Source organism: Buttiauxella sp., assembly GCF_035271705.1.
GTDB lineage: Bacteria > Pseudomonadota > Gammaproteobacteria > Enterobacterales > Enterobacteriaceae > Buttiauxella.
On the sequence record NZ_DATERI010000041.1, the window covers coordinates 1 to 17961 of the forward strand.

The following is a 17961-nucleotide window of genomic DNA, read 5'->3' on the forward strand; positions in this document are numbered from 1 at the left end:
GATCTTCAAAATCAAAGCCAGCGATGAGTCTGAACTGGACGATTTGCTGGATGCGACGGCATACGAAGCATTACTCGAAGACGAATAAATTCCATTCATCCTTCGTGTTGCTGGGGTGTTGGCGTCGCTCAAACACCCCAGCCTCGTACTTATGTACGCTCCTGGGGGATGCTTTCGCTTGCCGCCTACCAGCAACACAAATGATTTTGGGAATCGAAATTAGTCGGGTGAGCTGTACCAGCCCGGTTTTGTAAGGTGGATAAACGTAGTGCCATCCACCGCTAAAGCCCCACATGTTTCAGGAATCACCGCTCATGACCCAGTCTTTACGTCAGCTTGAAAATCACGAAGCGTTTATCGACCGTCACATTGGACCGAACGCACAACAGCAACATGAAATGCTGGAGACAGTGGGCGCTCGTTCATTGAACGAATTGATAGCCTCTATCGTTCCGGCTGATATCCAGCTTGCTGAGCCACCACAGGTGGGTGAGGCTGCTACCGAATTCGCGGCCTTGGCTGAATTAAAGACCATTGCCAGCCGTAACAAGCGTTTTAAAACGTACATCGGCATGGGTTACACCGCGGTACAAACTCCGCCGGTTATCCTGCGTAACATGCTGGAAAATCCAGGTTGGTACACGGCGTATACGCCATATCAACCCGAAGTATCACAGGGCCGTCTTGAAGCGCTGCTTAACTTCCAACAAGTGACGCTGGATTTGACCGGTCTGGACATCGCCTCTGCTTCTTTGCTGGACGAGGCGACCGCCGCTGCAGAAGCCATGGCGATGGCAAAGCGCGTCAGCAAACTGAAAAATGCCAACCGTTTCTTTGTGGCAGCCGACGTACACCCACAAACGCTGGATGTCGTTCGCACGCGTGCTGAAACCTTCGGCTTTGATGTGATTGTCGATGACGCTGTAAAAGTGCTGGATCATCAGGATGTGTTTGGTGTGCTGCTGCAACAAGTTGGCACCACGGGTGAAGTCCATGACTACAGCGCTCTGATTACCGAATTGAAACAACGTAAAGTCATCGTGAGTGTTGCCGCTGACTTTATGACGCTAGTTCAGTTAACCGCACCGGGCAAACAAGGTGCTGACATCGTATTTGGTTCTGCACAGCGTTTTGGCGTGCCAATGGGTTACGGTGGCCCACATGCTGCATTCTTTGCTGCACGTGATGAATTCAAACGTTCCATGCCAGGCCGTATTATCGGCGTTTCACGCGATGCTGCGGGACGCACCGCACTGCGCATGGCGATGCAAACGCGTGAGCAACATATCCGCCGCGAGAAAGCGAACTCCAACATTTGTACTTCCCAGGTTCTGTTGGCGAACATTGCCAGCCTGTATGCGGTATTCCACGGCCCAGCCGGCCTGAAACGCATTGCAGGGCGCATTCACCGCCTGACCGATATTCTGGCCGCTGGCCTGCAACAAAAAGGCCTGGTGCTGCGTCACAAGCATTGGTTCGACACCTTGTGTGTTGAAGTGACCGATAAAGCCGCTGTCCTTACGCGTGCTGAAGCCAGTGAAATCAACCTGCGTAGCGACATTCTGAATGCGGTTGGCATTACGCTTGATGAAGCGACCACGCGTGAAGATGTGCAGACGCTGTTCAGCGTATTGCTGGGTGACAACCACGGCCTGGATATTGATAAGCTTGATCAAAACGTAGCAGGTGACAGCCTCTCTATCCCTGCTGCTATGCTGCGTAATGACGAATTCCTGACGCATCCGGTGTTTAACCGCTACCACAGCGAAACCGAAATGATGCGCTACATGCACAGTCTTGAGCGTAAAGATCTGGCGCTCAACCAGGCCATGATCCCGCTGGGATCGTGCACCATGAAGCTCAATGCTGCTGCTGAGATGATCCCAATCACTTGGCCGGAATTTGCTGAGCTGCATCCTTTCTGCCCGGCAAACCAGGCAGAAGGTTATCACCAGATGATCTCCCAGCTTTCTGACTGGCTGGTGAAACTGACCGGTTATGATGCACTTTGCATGCAGCCAAACTCTGGTGCACAAGGTGAATATGCGGGTCTGCTGGCGATTCGTCGTTATCACGAAAGCCGCAACGAAGGCAGCCGTAATCTTTGCCTGATCCCAAGCTCAGCGCACGGCACTAACCCTGCATCTGCGCAGATGGCTGGCATGGAAGTTGTGGTCGTGGCTTGTGACAAACAAGGTAATATCGATCTGCACGATCTGCGCGCTAAAGCAGAACAAGCGGGTGATGCACTGTCCTGCATCATGGTGACCTACCCGTCGACTCACGGTGTATATGAAGAAACGATCCGCGAAGTCTGCCAGATCGTTCATCAATTCGGCGGCCAGGTTTATCTTGATGGCGCGAACATGAACGCTCAGGTTGGGATCACTTCTCCAGGTTACATCGGCGCGGATGTTTCGCACCTTAACCTGCATAAAACCTTCTGCATTCCACACGGCGGTGGTGGCCCAGGTATGGGGCCAATCGGTGTGAAAGCACACCTGGCGCCGTTCGTGCCAGGCCACAGCGTGGTACAGATTGAAGAGATGCTGACTCAGCAGGGCGCAGTTTCTGCGGCACCATTTGGTAGCGCTTCAATTCTGCCAATCAGCTGGATGTATATCCGTATGATGGGCGCGCAGGGTCTGAAGAAGGCAAGCCAGGTGGCTATCCTGAATGCTAACTATATTGCGACTCGCCTGAAGTCTGCTTTCCCAATCCTTTATACCGGCCGTAGTGGGCACGTGGCGCACGAATGTATTCTCGACATTCGCCCACTGAAAGAAGAAACCGGTATTAGCGAACTGGATATTGCTAAGCGACTGATTGATTTCGGTTTCCATGCACCAACCATGTCATTCCCGGTTGCGGGTACGCTGATGGTTGAACCAACCGAATCCGAAAGCAAACTGGAACTGGATCGCTTTATCGATGCGATGCTGACTATCCGCACTGAAATCGACCGTGTTGCACGCGGTGAATGGCCACTGGAAGATAACCCGCTGGTTAACGCACCGCATACACAGGACGAAATCGTTGCTGAGTGGACACATCCATACACCCGCGAACTGGCTGTCTTCCCGGTAGCCCATGGCAATAAATACTGGCCGACTGTGAAGCGCCTGGACGATGTGTTCGGTGACCGTAATCTGTTCTGTTCTTGCGTACCGATGAGCGAATATCAGTAAGTTCTAAAACACCCCTCACCTAACCCTCTCCCGTGCGGAGAGGGCCGGGGTACCGATAAAGCCTCGTACGTGACGGGCAGCTTCCTGGATTTAGCAGGCGGAAAATAAAAAAGGCAGTGACCTGAATGTGAAGGTCATTGTCATTATTCTGCTTACTGTTTTTCCCACCTCCTCTTTAGTCATCCTTCCTTGGTTTATATTTGGCCGCCAGCGTCCCCTGAATAGTTAAATTAAATGTGATAACTCGACGCTCGAATGTTGTATAGACTTTCTCTAACAGGCGGATATAAGGCGAAGTGATAATGCCCAAAAAGTTATTAATCGTTGAGGATGACGAAAATATTGCTGAACTCTTGCAGCTGCATTTGCGCAAAGAAGGCTATGAAATTGTTCATGCGGCAGATGGCGTTTTGGGACTGGAACTGCTCAAACAGGGTGGTTGGGATGCGCTGATACTTGATCTCATGCTGCCAGGCGTCGATGGCCTGGAAATTTGTCGCCATGCTCGCACCATGACCCGCTACACGCCGATCGTCATGATCAGCGCGCGCTCCAGTGAAACGCATCGGGTTTTAGGGTTGGAACTGGGAGCCGATGATTACCTGGCAAAACCGTTCTCAATGCTGGAACTGGTTGCACGCGTTAAAGCACTTTTCCGTCGCCAGGAAGCGATGAGCCAGAACCTGATGCAGGATGCGGGAATCCTCACGTTTGAAAGACTGACTATCGACCCTCTGGCCCGCGATGTGCGCCTCAGACAACAGCCCATTGAACTTACACCGCGTGAGTTCGACCTGCTGTGGTTCTTTGCAAAAAATCCGGGCGAAGTTTTCTCCCGACTGAATTTGCTAAATCAGGTTTGGGGCTATCAACATGAAGGCTACGAACACACGGTCAACACGCATATCAACCGGTTACGCATCAAGATTGAAGACAACCCCGCTGAGCCTGAATTCATTCTCACGGTGTGGGGAAAAGGCTACAAATTCATCGCACCGCGAAACGAGTAAACCATGCGAAAACTCTCTCTTTCACAGCGCCTGACTCTGGTTTTTGCGTTACTGCTCATTACTTCTTGTGCTCTGCTGGGGTGGCTGCAAATTCGCACCAGCACCCAGTACAGCCAGGCGGTGATTCAACAGCTTTCAGGTTCGCTGGCTGAACACATCAACCAGAATTATCCTTTGCTCGGGCAAGACGGCTTGAACAATGATTCAGTGCGCAGTTTGTTTGAGAGTCTGATGACGGTAAATCCAAGCGTTGAAGTTTATCTGCTTGATGATAAAGGTAATATCATTGGTGATGCCGCGCCGCCCAACCATATAAAACGTCATCGCGTTGATTTGGATCCGATCCAATCTGCGCTAAACGATCGCCAATATCCGATCTATGGTGATGATCCGCGCAGTGCGGAGGGCAAAAAAGTGTTCAGCGTGGCGCCGATGCTGCAAAACGGTCAGGTGAAAGGCTATTTGTATGTCATTTTGCTGGGTGAAAAATACAACGCGCTTGCCAGTGATGCGCAATCAAATACGCTCTTTAAAGTCGTTTTACTCTCGATTAGCCTGGTCGCATTACTCGGGCTGATCGTCGGTGCACTGGCGTTTCGTTGGATTACTCGCCCACTGCGTGCGCTCTCTCATCAGGTGAATGCGCTGGAAACCGGCGGTATGGCGGAGATGAAAGCGATGGCCGAGCTGCCGCTGGAAAAAGTGCACAGACACGATGAAATAAGCCTGCTGCGTCAGGGCGTGATAATGATGGCGCGACGTATTTCGGAGCAGTGGCACCGTCTTTCACAACAAGACCAACTGCGCCGTGAGTTTGTTGCCAATATTTCTCATGACTTGCGCACGCCATTAACCTCACTACATGGTTATCTGGAAAGTTTATCCGTGATGTCAGCAACGCTTTCTGAAACCGAGAAAAAACGCTATCTGGACATCGCGTTAGCGCAAAGCCTGAAAGTTCGCACACTCGCACAATCACTGTTCGAATTAGCGCGTCTTGAATATGGCGTGGTAAAGCCACAAAAAGAACATTTCTGCCTTGGCGAATTATTGCAGGACGTCTTCCAGAAATTCGAACTGATGACCCAAACACGGAAATTGCAATTAGTGGCCGATATCCAGCCTGGATTGCCATTGATTGACGCGGATCTAGGAATGATTGAACGGGTGCTGACCAACCTGCTGGATAACGCTATTCGTCATACGCCAGAGCAAGGCTCTGTGGCGGTGCGGTTGTGGAAGGAGGGCGAAAAAGTGATGGTGCAGATAAGCGATAGCGGGCCTGGGATCCCGCAAGAGCTGAAAGAAGGATTGTTTGTACGCCCTTCAATTGTGAACCAGTCACATGTGAGAGTCGGTGGTTTAGGGCTGATGATTGTGCGCCAGATGTTGCAGTTACATGGCAGCGACATTGCTCTCGTGGAAAGGTCAGAAACCGGAGCGTGCTTCCGTTTTGCTTTGCCGACCTGAAATCAAAACGCCCCGAAACGGGGCGTTATATAAACTAAATCAATCAGATGTTTTCGCCGTTGCTGGCAATGACTTCTTTGTACCAGTTAAAGCTCTTCTTGCGTGAGCGAGACATATCGCCAGTACCATCGTCATGCTTGTTCACATAGATAAAGCCGTAGCGTTTGCTGTACTGGCCGGTGGTGAACGACACGCAGTCGATACAGCCCCATGGGGTGTAACCCATTAAATCCACGCCATCGTAAGTGACCGCTTTCATCATCTCGGCAACGTGCGCTTTCAGGTAATCAATACGGTAGTCGTCATTGATTGAGCCGTCTTCTTCCACTTTGTCGTAAGCACCAAAGCCGTTTTCGACGATAAACAGCGGTTTCTGGTAGCGTTCGTACAACTCGCAAAGTGCGTAACGCAAGCCAACCGGATCAATCTGCCAGCCCCAATCAGACGCCTTAACATGCGGGTTTGGCACACTGCCCTGGAAACCAGATAATGCATCGCCGCTGCCGCCGTCCGCTTTCACGGCGTTAGTCATGTAATAGCTGAATCCGAGGTAATCGCACACGCCATCGCGCAGGATTTGCTCATCACCGGCTTCCATTTTGATGTTGAACTCGCGGCGTTCCCACTCGTTTAACACATAAGATGGGTAATACCCGCGCAATTGCACATCGGTAAAGACGTAACGCTCACGCATAGATTCTTGCGCGAACATCTGGTCTTCTGGTTTGCAGGAGAACGGGTACAGCGGCACCATCGCCAACATACAGCCGATTTGCATTTCAGGATTGATGCGATGACCAATTTTCACCGCCATGGCGCTTGCCACAAATTGGTGATGAAGAACCTGGTACATCACCTCTTCTGGATTGTCGTGCTCGGTGTAAACGACACCCGAACAGCAGTAACCGAACAACGGTGCACGCCAGTTACGCTGGTTGTTGATCTCGTTAAAGGTCATCCAGTACTTCACTTTGCTCTTGTAGCGTTCAAACACCACTTCGGCAAATCGTACAAAGAAATCGACCACTTTACGGTTAGTCCAGCCACCGTATTCAGTCACCAGATGGTGTGGCATTTCAAAGTGGGAGAGGGTGATTACGGGTTCGATGTTGTATTTCAGCAACTCATCGAACATGTCGTCGTAGAACTTCAGCCCTTCTTCATTCGGTTGCAGCTCATCGCCTTTTGGGAAAATGCGCGTCCAGGCTATTGAGGTACGGAAACATTTGAAGCCCATTTCGGCAAACAGTGCGATATCTTCTTTGTAATGACCGTGGAAATCGATGGCTTCATGGTTAGGATAATATTTGCCAGGGACAACTTCTTGAGTGATTTCACGCGGTACACCATGTGCGCCACCGGTCAGTACATCACAAATACTTGGGCCTTTACCTTCTTTGTTCCAGCCACCTTCTACCTGATGCGCAGCAACGGCGCCGCCCCATAAAAAGTCTTTTGGTAAGGTCAGTTTCTTCATATTCGTCAATCTCACGGTTAGCGCCGAATATAATGTGGGATACATCACATTTAAGCGTTAAGTTAATTATCTCTGCTCTGGAGTCTAACAAATGAGATTTAATTGTCACGATATAACAAATCACGGTTAATGTGATTTGTTACATGGAAAAAACAGGATGTTTTTTATGCCATTTTCTTCGCCAATTTACGGCCAATGGTTTCTAAAATATAAATGACAGGGATTTGGGTGGTGATGTCATAAACACCTCCGACGCGGGTGAGTGGAATATGCCAGGAGAGATTAAAGTCAGCGAGTTTTGCCAGCGATGAGTTTTCGTGACTAGTGACAGAGAGTACTTTGCAGTTATGCAGGCTGAACTGGCTGGCAAAGCGCAGGATCTCTTCGGTTTCACCGGAAACTGAAAGGACAATCGCCAGGGCATTTTTAGCCATGTCGTTGGTAACCGGAAAATAAGGGTCGTCAATATGGTTACTAAATTTCCCAACATTTGAAAAGAAACGAGCGCCATATTTTGCTAATGCACCTGATGTTCCCGCACCGACAAATATAATACGTTCGGATGAACAAATAATATCAACTGCCTGGTCAATTAAACTATCAAATTCTTCATTGTTGGTGCTTTTAAAAAAGCTAATAATTTCACTTGGGCCGAAGTTAACTAATTGTTCATCATTTTGCTCAAGATATAATTTAAAGCGAACACGAAACTCGGAATAACCTTCGCAATTTAACTTGCGGCAAAAACGCAACACGGTGGTGGTGGACACGCCCGTCGCATCGGCTAACTCGCGGATAGTCATATACATCACTTTGTCACGGTTTTTGATGACATAGTTGTAGACCATCATTTCTAGTCCGTTGAGATTAGCAATTGCCGCATGAGTAAACATGGTACGTCTTCCTGAAAGTTCGAATGGGAAAGAGGCTATCGTAACCCGCCTTTTTCTTGTGCTGAATGTAGATGACAAACGACATGTTGCCATAATTCCGGCTAGCTTTCGCCCACCACGGGTTAGAACAACTGACAGATTTATTTTAGCGTACAGGTGTTAGCTGGAATCATTCTCAGTTATGCTGTACCCGCCATCCTTCAACTCGAATTATTCGGGTATGTCTGCGATGCATTAACTATCTTTTGTTTCACCTGGAGTAGCCACATGGCTGACAAACCATTGAACAAAAAAGGATATTCACTGGCAGAGGAAGTCGCCAACAGTATTAGCCACGGTATCGGATTGGTTTTTGGGATTGTCGGGCTGGTTTTATTACTGGTTCAGGCGGTGGAGTCCCATGCGAGTGTGACCGCAATAACCAGTTATAGCTTATACGGCGGCAGCATGATCTTGCTGTTTCTTGCATCAACGCTGTATCACGCCATCCCCCATCAACGCGCTAAACGATGGTTAAAGAAATTTGACCACTGTGCCATTTATTTATTGATTGCCGGGACTTACACGCCATTTTTACTCGTTGGGCTGGACTCACCCCTGTCGCGCGGGCTGATGGTCGTTATTTGGGGACTGGCGCTCGCGGGGATTCTTTTTAAACTGACCATTGCACATCGATTTAAAGTCTTGTCGTTAGCGACATATTTAATCATGGGGTGGTTATCGTTGGTCGTCATTTACCAGATGGTGATTAAACTCGCGCCTGGTAGCGTAACGCTATTGGCTGCGGGCGGCGTGATTTATTCTTTAGGCGTGATTTTCTACGTCTGTAATCGTATTCCGTACAACCACGCTATTTGGCATGGTTTTGTACTGGGTGGCAGTGTTTGCCACTTCCTCGCGATTTATCTGTATATCCGTTAATAGCTGACATAAACGAAGCCATACCCTAAATAATTCGAGATGCAGACAGGTGCCCAGACCATAAACCCCCAGGAACATAGATAACTATGTGACTGGGGCGAATGGGTGCAGTCAACGCATCTGCAACTTGAAGTATGACGGGGCGTTATTCATCTTCTAATGAATAAGGCAGACGTTCGATAACCAGTTGGCTACCGATGTCATCGCGTACGCGTAACACGCTGTCGGCTTCCAAATCGTTGTTCATCACAACTTGTACCAAGACACGGCCATCATCCAGTTGGCTGGCGGCGAGTACGGTGCCGGTACGGCGCCAGTTATCACCCATTTTCAATTCCAGATCTTCACCTGCTTCAGGTAAGCGGCTAGCTTTTCCTGCAAGGAACCACAGAGCACGTTTGTTAGCGCCACGGAACTTCGCCCGCGCCACCATTTCTTGACCGGTATAACAGCCTTTTTTGAAACTGATGCCACCGAGTGCCTGTAGGTTGGTCGCCTGCGGAATAAACTGGGCGCTGTTAACCGGCTCAATGACGGGAATACCTGCTTCAATCTCTAAAGCTAGCCATTGCTGGCTGTCATTACGTTGTGCTTCGCCCTGCAATTTATCCGCCAGTGCCTGCGCGGTGGTTACATCGGTAACCAGCATGAAACGCTCGGCGGGCAGGTTAAACCACAGCAGAGTTGTCGCACCTTCCTGAACAACTGGGTTTTCCGCATCCGGTAATGTCGTGAAAACGTTGGCAAGAGCCGCACGAGCCTGGAAACCCGCAAGGCCCAGAAGCACACTTTCATCATCGGGTGTGATGGTCACTTTGGAAAACACGGCATACTTTTTGAGTTCAACAAGCTGTGCATCACGCAGATTACGGCGTTCAATCAGCGCATAACCTTCACCACGATGGAACAGACGCAGGTTACTCCACATCTTCCCTTTCGCGTCACAATGCGCGCAAAGCGTGTGTTGGTTTGCCGCCAGTTGTGCAACATCAGTCGTGACCTGGCCTTGCAGGTAAGTTTCTGCATCTTTGCCCGTCACGCTTGCCAGTGCCCAATCATCAAGCGTCATGAGTGTAAGCGGCAGGCGGGCTGCAGCCGTTGGCTGACGAGGAGGAAATGGAGTGAAAGCCATAGTGATGTCCCTGGGTTTTGAGCATATGAATTGGCTCAATGGTAAAAGAGCCATTTGCCAATGCAAGCAGTTTGATAAGGTGAATTGTGCACTCGCGGGAATTCTCGCAAAGTTAATGCAACAACAACGCACAACAAAAATTTCTCACGATAAAGCGCGCAAACGGTAACATTCATTTAATACGTGCAAAGAAAACACGTTACACTAAGATTTGTACCTTACTTTGTCAGAAAACCAGGAAAGAGCACATGGATATCAATAACAAAGCCCGAGTTCATTGGGCGTGCCGCCGAGGAATGCGTGAGCTGGATATTTCTATTATGCCATTCTTCGAATATGAATATGACTCGTTAAGCCCTGAGGATAAGCAGTTATTTGTCCGTTTGCTGGAAAGCGATGATCCTGACCTGTTTAATTGGTTAATGAATCATGGCAAATCTGCTGACACAGAGCTGCAACGGATGGTGACACTGATTCAGACACGGAATAAAGAACGTGGTCCTGTGGCAATCTGATCTTCGCGTCTCCTGGCGTGCGCAATGGTTATCCCTCTTGGCCCACGGACTGATCGCACTGTTTGTGTTGCTGTTGCCGTGGCCGATGAGCTACACGCTAATTTGGATGCTGCTGCTTTCGCTGGTGGTCTTTGACAGTGTTCGTAGCCAACGCCGGATTCATGCTTGCCAGGGCGAACTGAAACTTCTTACCGATTACCACCTGCGTTGGCACAATCAGGAGTGGGAAATTGTCGGTGCGCCGTGGGTAATACGTAGTGGCATGATGCTGCGTTTACGCCGCCTTGGACGCAAACGCAGCCAGCATTTATGGTTGTCTGCCGACAGCATGGATACTGGCGAGTGGCGTGATTTACGCCGCTTGATGCAACAACAGGCAAGCGGGAGCGGGGAAGCTTGAGTCGTCAGGCAAACTTTTCGGCCATTTCTACGAGAATTTGCTCACACCAGGTTTGGATTCGCTCATCGCTTAACTCGTACTGATTAGTTTCATCAAGTGCCAGGCCAACGAACAGTTGCCCATCGGCAATGACAGGTTTCGGGCTAGTAAATTCATAACCTTCCGTTGGCCAGTAACCTATAAACTGAGCGCCTCGTGGGGCCAGTTTATCGTGCAGCATACCCAACGCATCAAGGAACCATTCGCCATAACCTAGCTGGTCGCCCATGCCATAAAGTGCTACCGGTTTGCCATCGAGATTCAGATTATCCAGTTGATCCCAGACGGTTTCCCAGTCTTCCTGTATTTCACCGAAATCCCAGGTTGGGATGCCGAGAATCAACACATCGTACTGTTCCATCATGGCAGGCGCATCATCTTTTAGATTGTGCAGTGTCACCAGTTCGGGGCCAATGATGTCACGAATTTTTTCGGCAGCCATTTCGGTGTAACAAGTGCTGGAGCCATAAAAAAGACCAATGTTCATCGCGTTAATAACTCTTTTAAAAACGTGCAGGACAGCAAGTGTACCAGATCCCATTGTGCATCATGCATAATGGACACAATTCGCCAAAGGTGAGGCAAGTAAGTGAGGCTGTAGTGGAACAAGATCTGGCCCGAATCGAACAATTTCTTGATACGCTCTGGCTCGAGCGGAATCTGGCACAGAACACGTTAGACTCCTATCGCCGGGATCTTAAAATGGTCGCGGAATGGCTAGAACGCCATGACCTGAGCTTGCTAAATGTACAAACCAGCGATTTGCAGTCGCTGTTTGCTGAACGTCTTGAAGGCGGCTATAAAGCAACAAGCTCGGCGCGAATGCTCAGCGCGATTCGTCGATTGTTTCAGTATATCTACCGCGAAAAATTGCGTGACGACGACCCGAGCGTAATGCTTTCATCACCAAAATTGCCGCAGCGATTGCCCAAAGATCTCAGCGAAGCGCAGGTAGATAGGTTGTTGCAAGCGCCTTGTATCGACCAGCCCATCGAGTTGCGTGACAAAGCGATGCTCGAATTATTGTATGCTACTGGCCTGCGCGTATCGGAGTTAGTGGGGCTGACCATGAGTGATGTCAGCTTGCGCCAGGGCGTGGTACGGGTCATCGGTAAAGGCAATAAAGAACGCCTGGTGCCGATGGGTGAAGAAGCCGTTTACTGGCTGGAAAACTACCTGGAGCATGGGCGGCCATGGTTGCTCAATGGCGTGTCGATTGATGTTGTCTTCCCTAGCAATCGCGCTCAACAAATGACGCGTCAGACATTCTGGCACCGCATCAAGCATTACGCAGTGCAGGCGGGAATCGACAGCGAAAAGCTTTCGCCGCACGTTCTTCGGCACGCATTTGCCACGCATTTACTGAACCATGGTGCGGACTTGCGAGTCGTGCAAATGTTGCTTGGACATAGTGATTTGTCCACGACCCAAATTTATACGCATGTAGCGACCGAACGTTTACGCCAGCTGCATCAACAACACCACCCACGAGCGTGAGTGGTAGAAGATAAAGGAATCATCATGAAAAAGCGTTTGTGGCTGCTCCCATTATTAGCGGCCTCTTTGTCCGGTTTTGTTCATGCAGACGACGCCGCAATCAAGCAGTCTCTGGCTAAGTTAGGCGTACAAAATGCCGATATTCAGTCTGCACCTGTGGCGGGCATGAAAACGGTATTAACCGATAGCGGCGTTTTATATATCACTGAAGACGGAAAACACGTGATTCAGGGGCCACTGTATGATGTCGGTGGCGCGCAGCCGGTTAACGTCACCAACAAATTGCTGGTGGGCAAACTGAACGCCCTCGAAAAAGAGATGATTGTCTATAAAGCTCCGCAAGAGAAACAGGTGATTACGGTATTTACCGATACCACCTGTGGCTATTGCCACAAGCTGCATGAAGAGATGAAGGACTACAACGCACTGGGGATCACCGTGCGTTATCTGGCCTTCCCACGCCAGGGTCTGCAAAGCCAAACTGAAAAAGATATGAAAGCCATCTGGTGTGCGAAAGACCGCAACAAATCCTTCGATGCCGCCATGAAAGGTGACGCCGTCGCTGGAGCAACTTGCGACACCAATATCGCTAACCATTACAACCTCGGCGTGCAGTTTGGTATCCAGGGAACCCCTGCGATCGTACTGAGCAACGGCACGGTGATTCCTGGTTATCAGGGGCCGAAAGAGATGAAACAAATGTTGGATGCGCATCAACAACTCACCAATATAGGCGGGTAGTTAGCGCGTGAAACAGCAAACACAGCTTCGCCGTCGTACGGTTGATGAGTCCGTGGTATTACCCCAGCAACTGCATCCGCTTTTAAAGCGCCTTTATGCCAGTAGAGGCGTGCGCGGCGAACAAGATCTGGAACGCAGCGTGAAAGGGATGCTGCCGTGGCAGCAACTCAATGGTATGGATACCGCAGTCCAGATACTGCACAACGCTTTCCGGGAAGGTTTGCGCATTATCGTGGTGGGCGATTTTGATGCCGATGGTGCAACCAGTACCGCATTAAGTGTGCTAGGGCTGCGCAGTCTTGGCTGTCAAAACGTCAGTTATCTCGTTCCCAACCGTTTTGATGATGGTTACGGCTTGAGTCCAGAGGTGGTGGATCAGGCGCATGCGCGCGGTGCGCAATTGATTCTGACCGTTGATAACGGCATCTCTTCTCATAGCGGTGTTGAGCGCGCTCATGCGCTGGGCATTCCGGTGGTGGTGACTGACCACCACTTGCCAGGGCCGGAATTACCTGCGGCGGAAGCCATCATCAACCCGAATTTGGTTGATTGCGAGTTTCCGTCTAAATCCCTTGCGGGTGTTGGCGTCGCATTTTATCTGATGCTGGCGTTGCGTGCGCATCTACGCGATTGTGGCTGGTTCGAACAACAAGGGCTGGCGATCCCAAACATTGCAGAACTGCTGGATCTGGTTGCGTTGGGCACTGTGGCGGACGTTGTTCCGCTCGACACCAATAACCGTATTCTGACCTGGCAGGGGTTGAGCCGCATTCGCGCAGGCAAATGCCGTCCTGGGATTAAAGCTTTACTGGAAGTCGCCAACCGCGAGCCGCAAAAACTGGCGGCAAGCGATCTGGGTTTTGCTCTCGGTCCACGTCTGAATGCCGCTGGCCGTCTGGACGATATGTCCGTGGGTGTGGCGTTATTGCTCAGTGAAAACATTGGCGAAGCTCGCATGCTAGCTAATGAGCTGGACGCATTAAATCAGACGCGTAAAGAGATTGAGCAGGGCATGCAGGTTGAGGCACTGACGCTGTGCCAGCAGCTTGAGCTTAGCCATGATGAGTTGCCGTATGGCCTCGCGATGTACCATCCACAATGGCATCAGGGTGTAGTCGGTATTCTTGCCTCTCGCATTAAGGAACGGTTTAACCGCCCGGTTATTGCCTTTGCACCCGCAGCCGATGGCACCCTGAAAGGCTCTGGTCGTTCGGTGCAGGGTTTGCACATGCGCGATGCCCTCGAACGGCTCGATACTTTGTATCCAGGCATGATGCTGAAGTTTGGGGGGCATGCGATGGCGGCTGGATTGTCGCTGGAAGAAGCGAAGTTTGAAGAGTTCCGTCAGCGCTTTGGCTCTCTGGTCGGCGAATGGCTGGATCCGGCACTGCTGCAAGGCGTGATTTGGTCGGACGGAGCCATTACCGTACAAGAAATGACACTGGAAACGGCCGAGATGCTGCGTGATGCAGGCCCATGGGGGCAGATGTTCCCGGAGCCTTTGTTTGACGGTAAATTCCGTTTGTTACAGCAACGGCTGGTGGGCGAGCGTCATCTCAAAGTGATGGTGGAACCTGTCGGCGGTGGGCCGCTCATCGACGGTATTGCCTTTAACGTCGATACCGCATGCTGGCCTGATAACGGTGTGCGCGAGGTTGAACTGGCCTTTAAGCTTGATGTAAACGAGTTCCGTGGTAACCGAACGGTTCAGCTTTTAATCGACCATATCTGGGCCATCTAGCCAACCAAAACTATAAAAAGCGTCGTAAATCCGGTAAACTTTCTGGTTTACGACCGCATTTCGTCTTCTGTCATCAACATAAGATAATACAGACCATGTTTGAAATTAACCCGGTAAAAAACCGCATCCAGGACCTTACGGAGCGCAGCGACGTTCTTAGGGGGTATCTTTGACTACGATGCCAAGAAAGAGCGCCTGGAAGAAGTAAACGCAGAGCTGGAACAGCCTAATGTGTGGAATGAACCTGAACGCGCACAAGCGTTGGGTAAAGAGCGTTCTGCGCTGGAAGCGATTGTCGAAACTCTCGATCAAATGACCCAGGGCCTGGAAGATGTTTCCGGTCTGCTGGAGTTGGCCATCGAAGCCGACGACGAAGAAACCTTCAACGAAGCCGTTGTGGAGTTAGATCAGCTGGACGCTAAACTGGCGCAGCTGGAATTCCGTCGCATGTTCTCCGGTGAATACGACAGCGCTGATTGCTATATCGATATTCAGTCAGGTTCTGGCGGCACCGAAGCGCAAGACTGGGCCAGCATGTTGATGCGTATGTATCTGCGTTGGGCAGAAGCGCGTGGTTTCAAAACTGAAATCATTGAAGAGTCTGAAGGGGAAGTCGCCGGTATTAAATCTGTGACTATTCGTATTCAGGGTGAATATGCCTTTGGTTGGTTACGTACTGAAACTGGCGTGCATCGCCTGGTACGTAAGAGCCCGTTCGATTCTGGTGGCCGTCGTCACACCTCCTTTGGTTCGGCCTTTGTCTACCCAGAAGTGGATGACAATATTGATATCGAAATCAACCCGGCCGATCTGCGTATCGACGTTTACCGCGCATCGGGTGCCGGTGGTCAGCACGTTAACCGTACAGAATCTGCGGTCCGTATTACCCACCTTCCGACCAACACCGTAACCCAGTGCCAGAACGACCGTTCGCAGCATAAGAACAAAGATCAGGCGATGAAGCAGATGAAGGCGAAGTTATACGAGCTGGAAATGCAGAAAAAGAATGCTGAGAAGCAGTCGCTGGAAGACAACAAATCGGATATCGGCTGGGGCAGCCAGATTCGTTCTTACGTACTGGACGACTCCCGTATCAAAGACTTGCGTACTGGTGTAGAAACCCGTAACACGCAAGCGGTACTGGATGGCGATCTGGACAAATTTATCGAAGCAAGTTTGAAAGCAGGGTTATGAGGAACCAACATGTCTGAACAACAAGTACAGGGTACCGAAGCGGTCGATCTAAATAATGAACTGAAAGCCCGTCGCGAGAAGCTGGCTGGCCTGCGTGAGCAGGGCATTGCTTTCCCAAATGATTTCCGTCGCGATCAAACCTCTGACCAATTACATGCTGACTTCGACGCTAAAGAAAACGAAGAGCTGGAAGAGTTGGGCATCGAAGTTGCCGTTGCTGGCCGTATGATGACGCGTCGTATCATGGGTAAAGCGTCTTTCGTTACCTTGCAGGACGTGGGTGGTCGCATCCAACTTTACGTTGCGCGTGATGATCTGCCAGAAGGTATCTACAACGAGCAGTTCAAAAAATGGGACCTCGGTGACATCCTCGGCGCACGTGGCAAGCTGTTCAAAACCAAAACCGGTGAGCTTTCTATTCACTGTACTGAACTGCGTCTGCTGACTAAAGCTCTGCGCCCACTGCCGGACAAATTCCACGGTCTGCAGGATCAGGAATCTCGTTACCGTCAGCGTTATTTGGATCTGATTTCCAACGACGAATCCCGCAACACCTTTAAAATTCGTTCGCAAATTATGGCTGGCGTCCGTAACTTCATGGTTGGCCGTGGATTTATGGAAGTTGAAACGCCGATGATGCAGGTTATCCCAGGCGGTGCGTCTGCTCGTCCGTTCGTCACTCACCACAATGCGTTGGATATCGATATGTACCTGCGTATTGCGCCGGAACTGTATCTGAAACGTCTGGTAGTGGGTGGCTTCGAACGTGTTTTCGAAATCAACCGTAACTTCCGAAACGAAGGTATTTCCCCGCGTCATAACCCAGAGTTCACCATGATGGAACTCTATATGGCGTATGCGGATTACAAAGATCTGATTGAACTGACTGAATCTCTGTTCCGTACTTTGGCGCATGAAGTGCTGGGTACTGCACAGGTGAACTATGGTGAAGAGATGTTTGACTTCGACCAGCCGTTCGCAAAACTGACTATGCGCGAAGCTATCAAAAAGTACCGCCCGGAAACGGACATTGCGGATCTGGACGATATGGCTAAAGCACTGGAAATCGCCGCTTCCATTGGCATTAAAGTCGAGAAGAGCTGGGGTCTGGGCCGCGTAGTGACTGAGATCTTTGAAGAAGTGGCAGAAAGCCATCTGATTCAGCCGACCTTCATCACTGAATACCCGGCAGAAGTCTCCCCACTGGCGCGTCGTAACGATGAAAACCCAGAAATCACAGACCGCTTTGAGTTCTTCATCGGTGGCCGTGAAATCGGTAATGGTTTCTCTGAGCTCAACGATGCAGAAGATCAGGCTCAGCGCTTTGCAGACCAGGTTTCTGCTAAAGACGCAGGCGACGACGAAGCGATGTTCTTCGACGAAGACTACGTGACTGCGCTGGAGCACGGCTTGCCACCAACAGCAGGTCTGGGCATCGGTATCGACCGTATGGTTATGCTGTTCACCAACAGCCACACCATCCGTGACGTTATCCTGTTCCCTGCGTTGCGTCCGGTTAAGTAACACGTCATTGTTCCTCTCTGCGGGGAGGAACATCTTCTTTTTATCCCCTCTAGCATTCAAGCTGCCGCCTACCTGCAACTCGAATGCTCGCGGGTACAGATAATGAAATCAGAGGATTAGTTTGCGCAAGGAAAGCACAGTCAGAAAGTGGGCTCCGAATGCCATCGTCCTGCTAATCAGCCTGTTTCTCGTCGCTTGCTCATCAAATAAAGCGAGTAC

The 17961-nt window shown here is 50.4% G+C and carries 15 protein-coding genes and 1 pseudogene; 12 read left to right on the top strand and 4 right to left on the bottom strand.

Going from position 1 to position 17961, the window contains the following annotated elements:
* The 4 genes and pseudogenes from VJY99_RS02995 to VJY99_RS03010 all read left to right on the top strand — a co-directional run.
* Positions 1-88 (top strand): annotated as a pseudogene (locus tag VJY99_RS02995) (glycine cleavage system protein H); the annotation flags it as partial.
* 226 nt (positions 89-314) lie between these two features.
* On the top strand, positions 315-3188 hold the full coding sequence (gene gcvP, locus VJY99_RS03000; protein ID WP_324116185.1) for an aminomethyl-transferring glycine dehydrogenase: 2874 nt from the start codon (positions 315-317) through the stop codon (positions 3186-3188).
* A 302-nt stretch (positions 3189-3490) separates the two neighbouring features.
* A complete protein-coding gene (locus tag VJY99_RS03005; protein ID WP_414641564.1) occupies positions 3491-4198 on the top strand; it encodes a response regulator transcription factor in 708 nt (235 codons plus the stop codon).
* Between the two features lie 3 nt (positions 4199-4201).
* Positions 4202-5668 (top strand): HAMP domain-containing sensor histidine kinase, encoded by a 1467-nt coding sequence (locus VJY99_RS03010; protein WP_324116189.1) that lies wholly within the window; start codon positions 4202-4204, stop codon positions 5666-5668.
* A 43-nt stretch (positions 5669-5711) separates the two neighbouring features.
* On the opposite strand, the gene VJY99_RS03015 is transcribed toward VJY99_RS03010, so the two are convergent.
* Both VJY99_RS03015 and VJY99_RS03020 read right to left on the bottom strand, forming a co-directional pair.
* Positions 5712-7145, bottom strand: coding sequence for a 6-phospho-beta-glucosidase (locus VJY99_RS03015; RefSeq protein WP_324116191.1), 1434 nt, complete (start codon positions 7143-7145; stop codon positions 5712-5714).
* A 164-nt stretch (positions 7146-7309) separates the two neighbouring features.
* On the bottom strand, positions 7310-8038 hold the full coding sequence (locus tag VJY99_RS03020; protein ID WP_324116212.1) for a MurR/RpiR family transcriptional regulator: 729 nt from the start codon (positions 8036-8038) through the stop codon (positions 7310-7312).
* A gap of 267 nt (positions 8039-8305) precedes the next feature.
* On the opposite strand from VJY99_RS03020, the gene trhA reads away from it, so the two are divergent.
* Positions 8306-8959 carry a PAQR family membrane homeostasis protein TrhA gene (gene trhA / locus VJY99_RS03025; protein ID WP_324116193.1) on the top strand — a complete coding sequence of 218 codons (654 nt, stop codon included), beginning with the start codon at positions 8306-8308 and terminating at the stop codon, positions 8957-8959.
* 145 nt (positions 8960-9104) lie between these two features.
* On the opposite strand, the gene ygfZ is transcribed toward trhA, so the two are convergent.
* Positions 9105-10091 (bottom strand): tRNA-modifying protein YgfZ, encoded by a 987-nt coding sequence (gene ygfZ, locus VJY99_RS03030; RefSeq protein WP_324116195.1) that lies wholly within the window; start codon positions 10089-10091, stop codon positions 9105-9107.
* A gap of 248 nt (positions 10092-10339) precedes the next feature.
* Between ygfZ and sdhE the strand changes: the two genes are divergently transcribed.
* Together sdhE and VJY99_RS03040 are read left to right on the top strand one after the other, a co-directional pair.
* Positions 10340-10606: an FAD assembly factor SdhE gene (sdhE, locus tag VJY99_RS03035; RefSeq protein ID WP_324116197.1), complete on the top strand. Its 267-nt coding sequence runs from the start codon at positions 10340-10342 to the stop codon at positions 10604-10606.
* On the top strand, positions 10587-11006 hold the full coding sequence (locus tag VJY99_RS03040; RefSeq protein WP_324116199.1) for a protein YgfX: 420 nt from the start codon (positions 10587-10589) through the stop codon (positions 11004-11006). The genes sdhE and VJY99_RS03040 overlap by 20 nt, the downstream gene beginning before the upstream one ends.
* A 4-nt stretch (positions 11007-11010) precedes the next feature.
* Here the strand turns inward: VJY99_RS03040 and fldB are convergent, their stop codons facing one another.
* Positions 11011-11532 carry a flavodoxin FldB gene (gene fldB / locus VJY99_RS03045; protein ID WP_324116201.1) on the bottom strand — a complete coding sequence of 174 codons (522 nt, stop codon included), beginning with the start codon at positions 11530-11532 and terminating at the stop codon, positions 11011-11013.
* 113 nt (positions 11533-11645) lie between these two features.
* Here fldB and xerD point away from each other — a divergent pair, with 113 nt between their 5' ends.
* From xerD to lysS, 5 genes are all read left to right on the top strand, one after another.
* Entirely contained in the window at positions 11646-12542 is an 897-nt protein-coding gene (gene xerD, locus VJY99_RS03050) for a site-specific tyrosine recombinase XerD (protein WP_324116203.1), read from the top strand.
* 24 nt (positions 12543-12566) lie between these two features.
* A complete protein-coding gene (dsbC, locus tag VJY99_RS03055; protein ID WP_324116205.1) occupies positions 12567-13283 on the top strand; it encodes a bifunctional protein-disulfide isomerase/oxidoreductase DsbC in 717 nt (238 codons plus the stop codon).
* 7 nt (positions 13284-13290) lie between these two features.
* Positions 13291-15024, top strand: coding sequence for a single-stranded-DNA-specific exonuclease RecJ (gene recJ / locus VJY99_RS03060; RefSeq protein WP_324116207.1), 1734 nt, complete (start codon positions 13291-13293; stop codon positions 15022-15024).
* Positions 15025-15119: 95 nt separating this feature from the next.
* Positions 15120-16218, top strand: a protein-coding gene (prfB, locus tag VJY99_RS03065; RefSeq protein ID WP_324116209.1) for a peptide chain release factor 2 whose coding sequence is annotated in 2 segments (ribosomal slippage) — positions 15120-15194 and positions 15196-16218 — 1098 coding nt in all. Because the reading frame shifts where the segments join, the coding sequence is not laid out codon by codon here.
* A gap of 9 nt (positions 16219-16227) precedes the next feature.
* On the top strand, positions 16228-17742 hold the full coding sequence (gene lysS, locus VJY99_RS03070; protein ID WP_324116210.1) for a lysine--tRNA ligase: 1515 nt from the start codon (positions 16228-16230) through the stop codon (positions 17740-17742).
* Positions 17743-17961 lie beyond the last annotated feature (219 nt).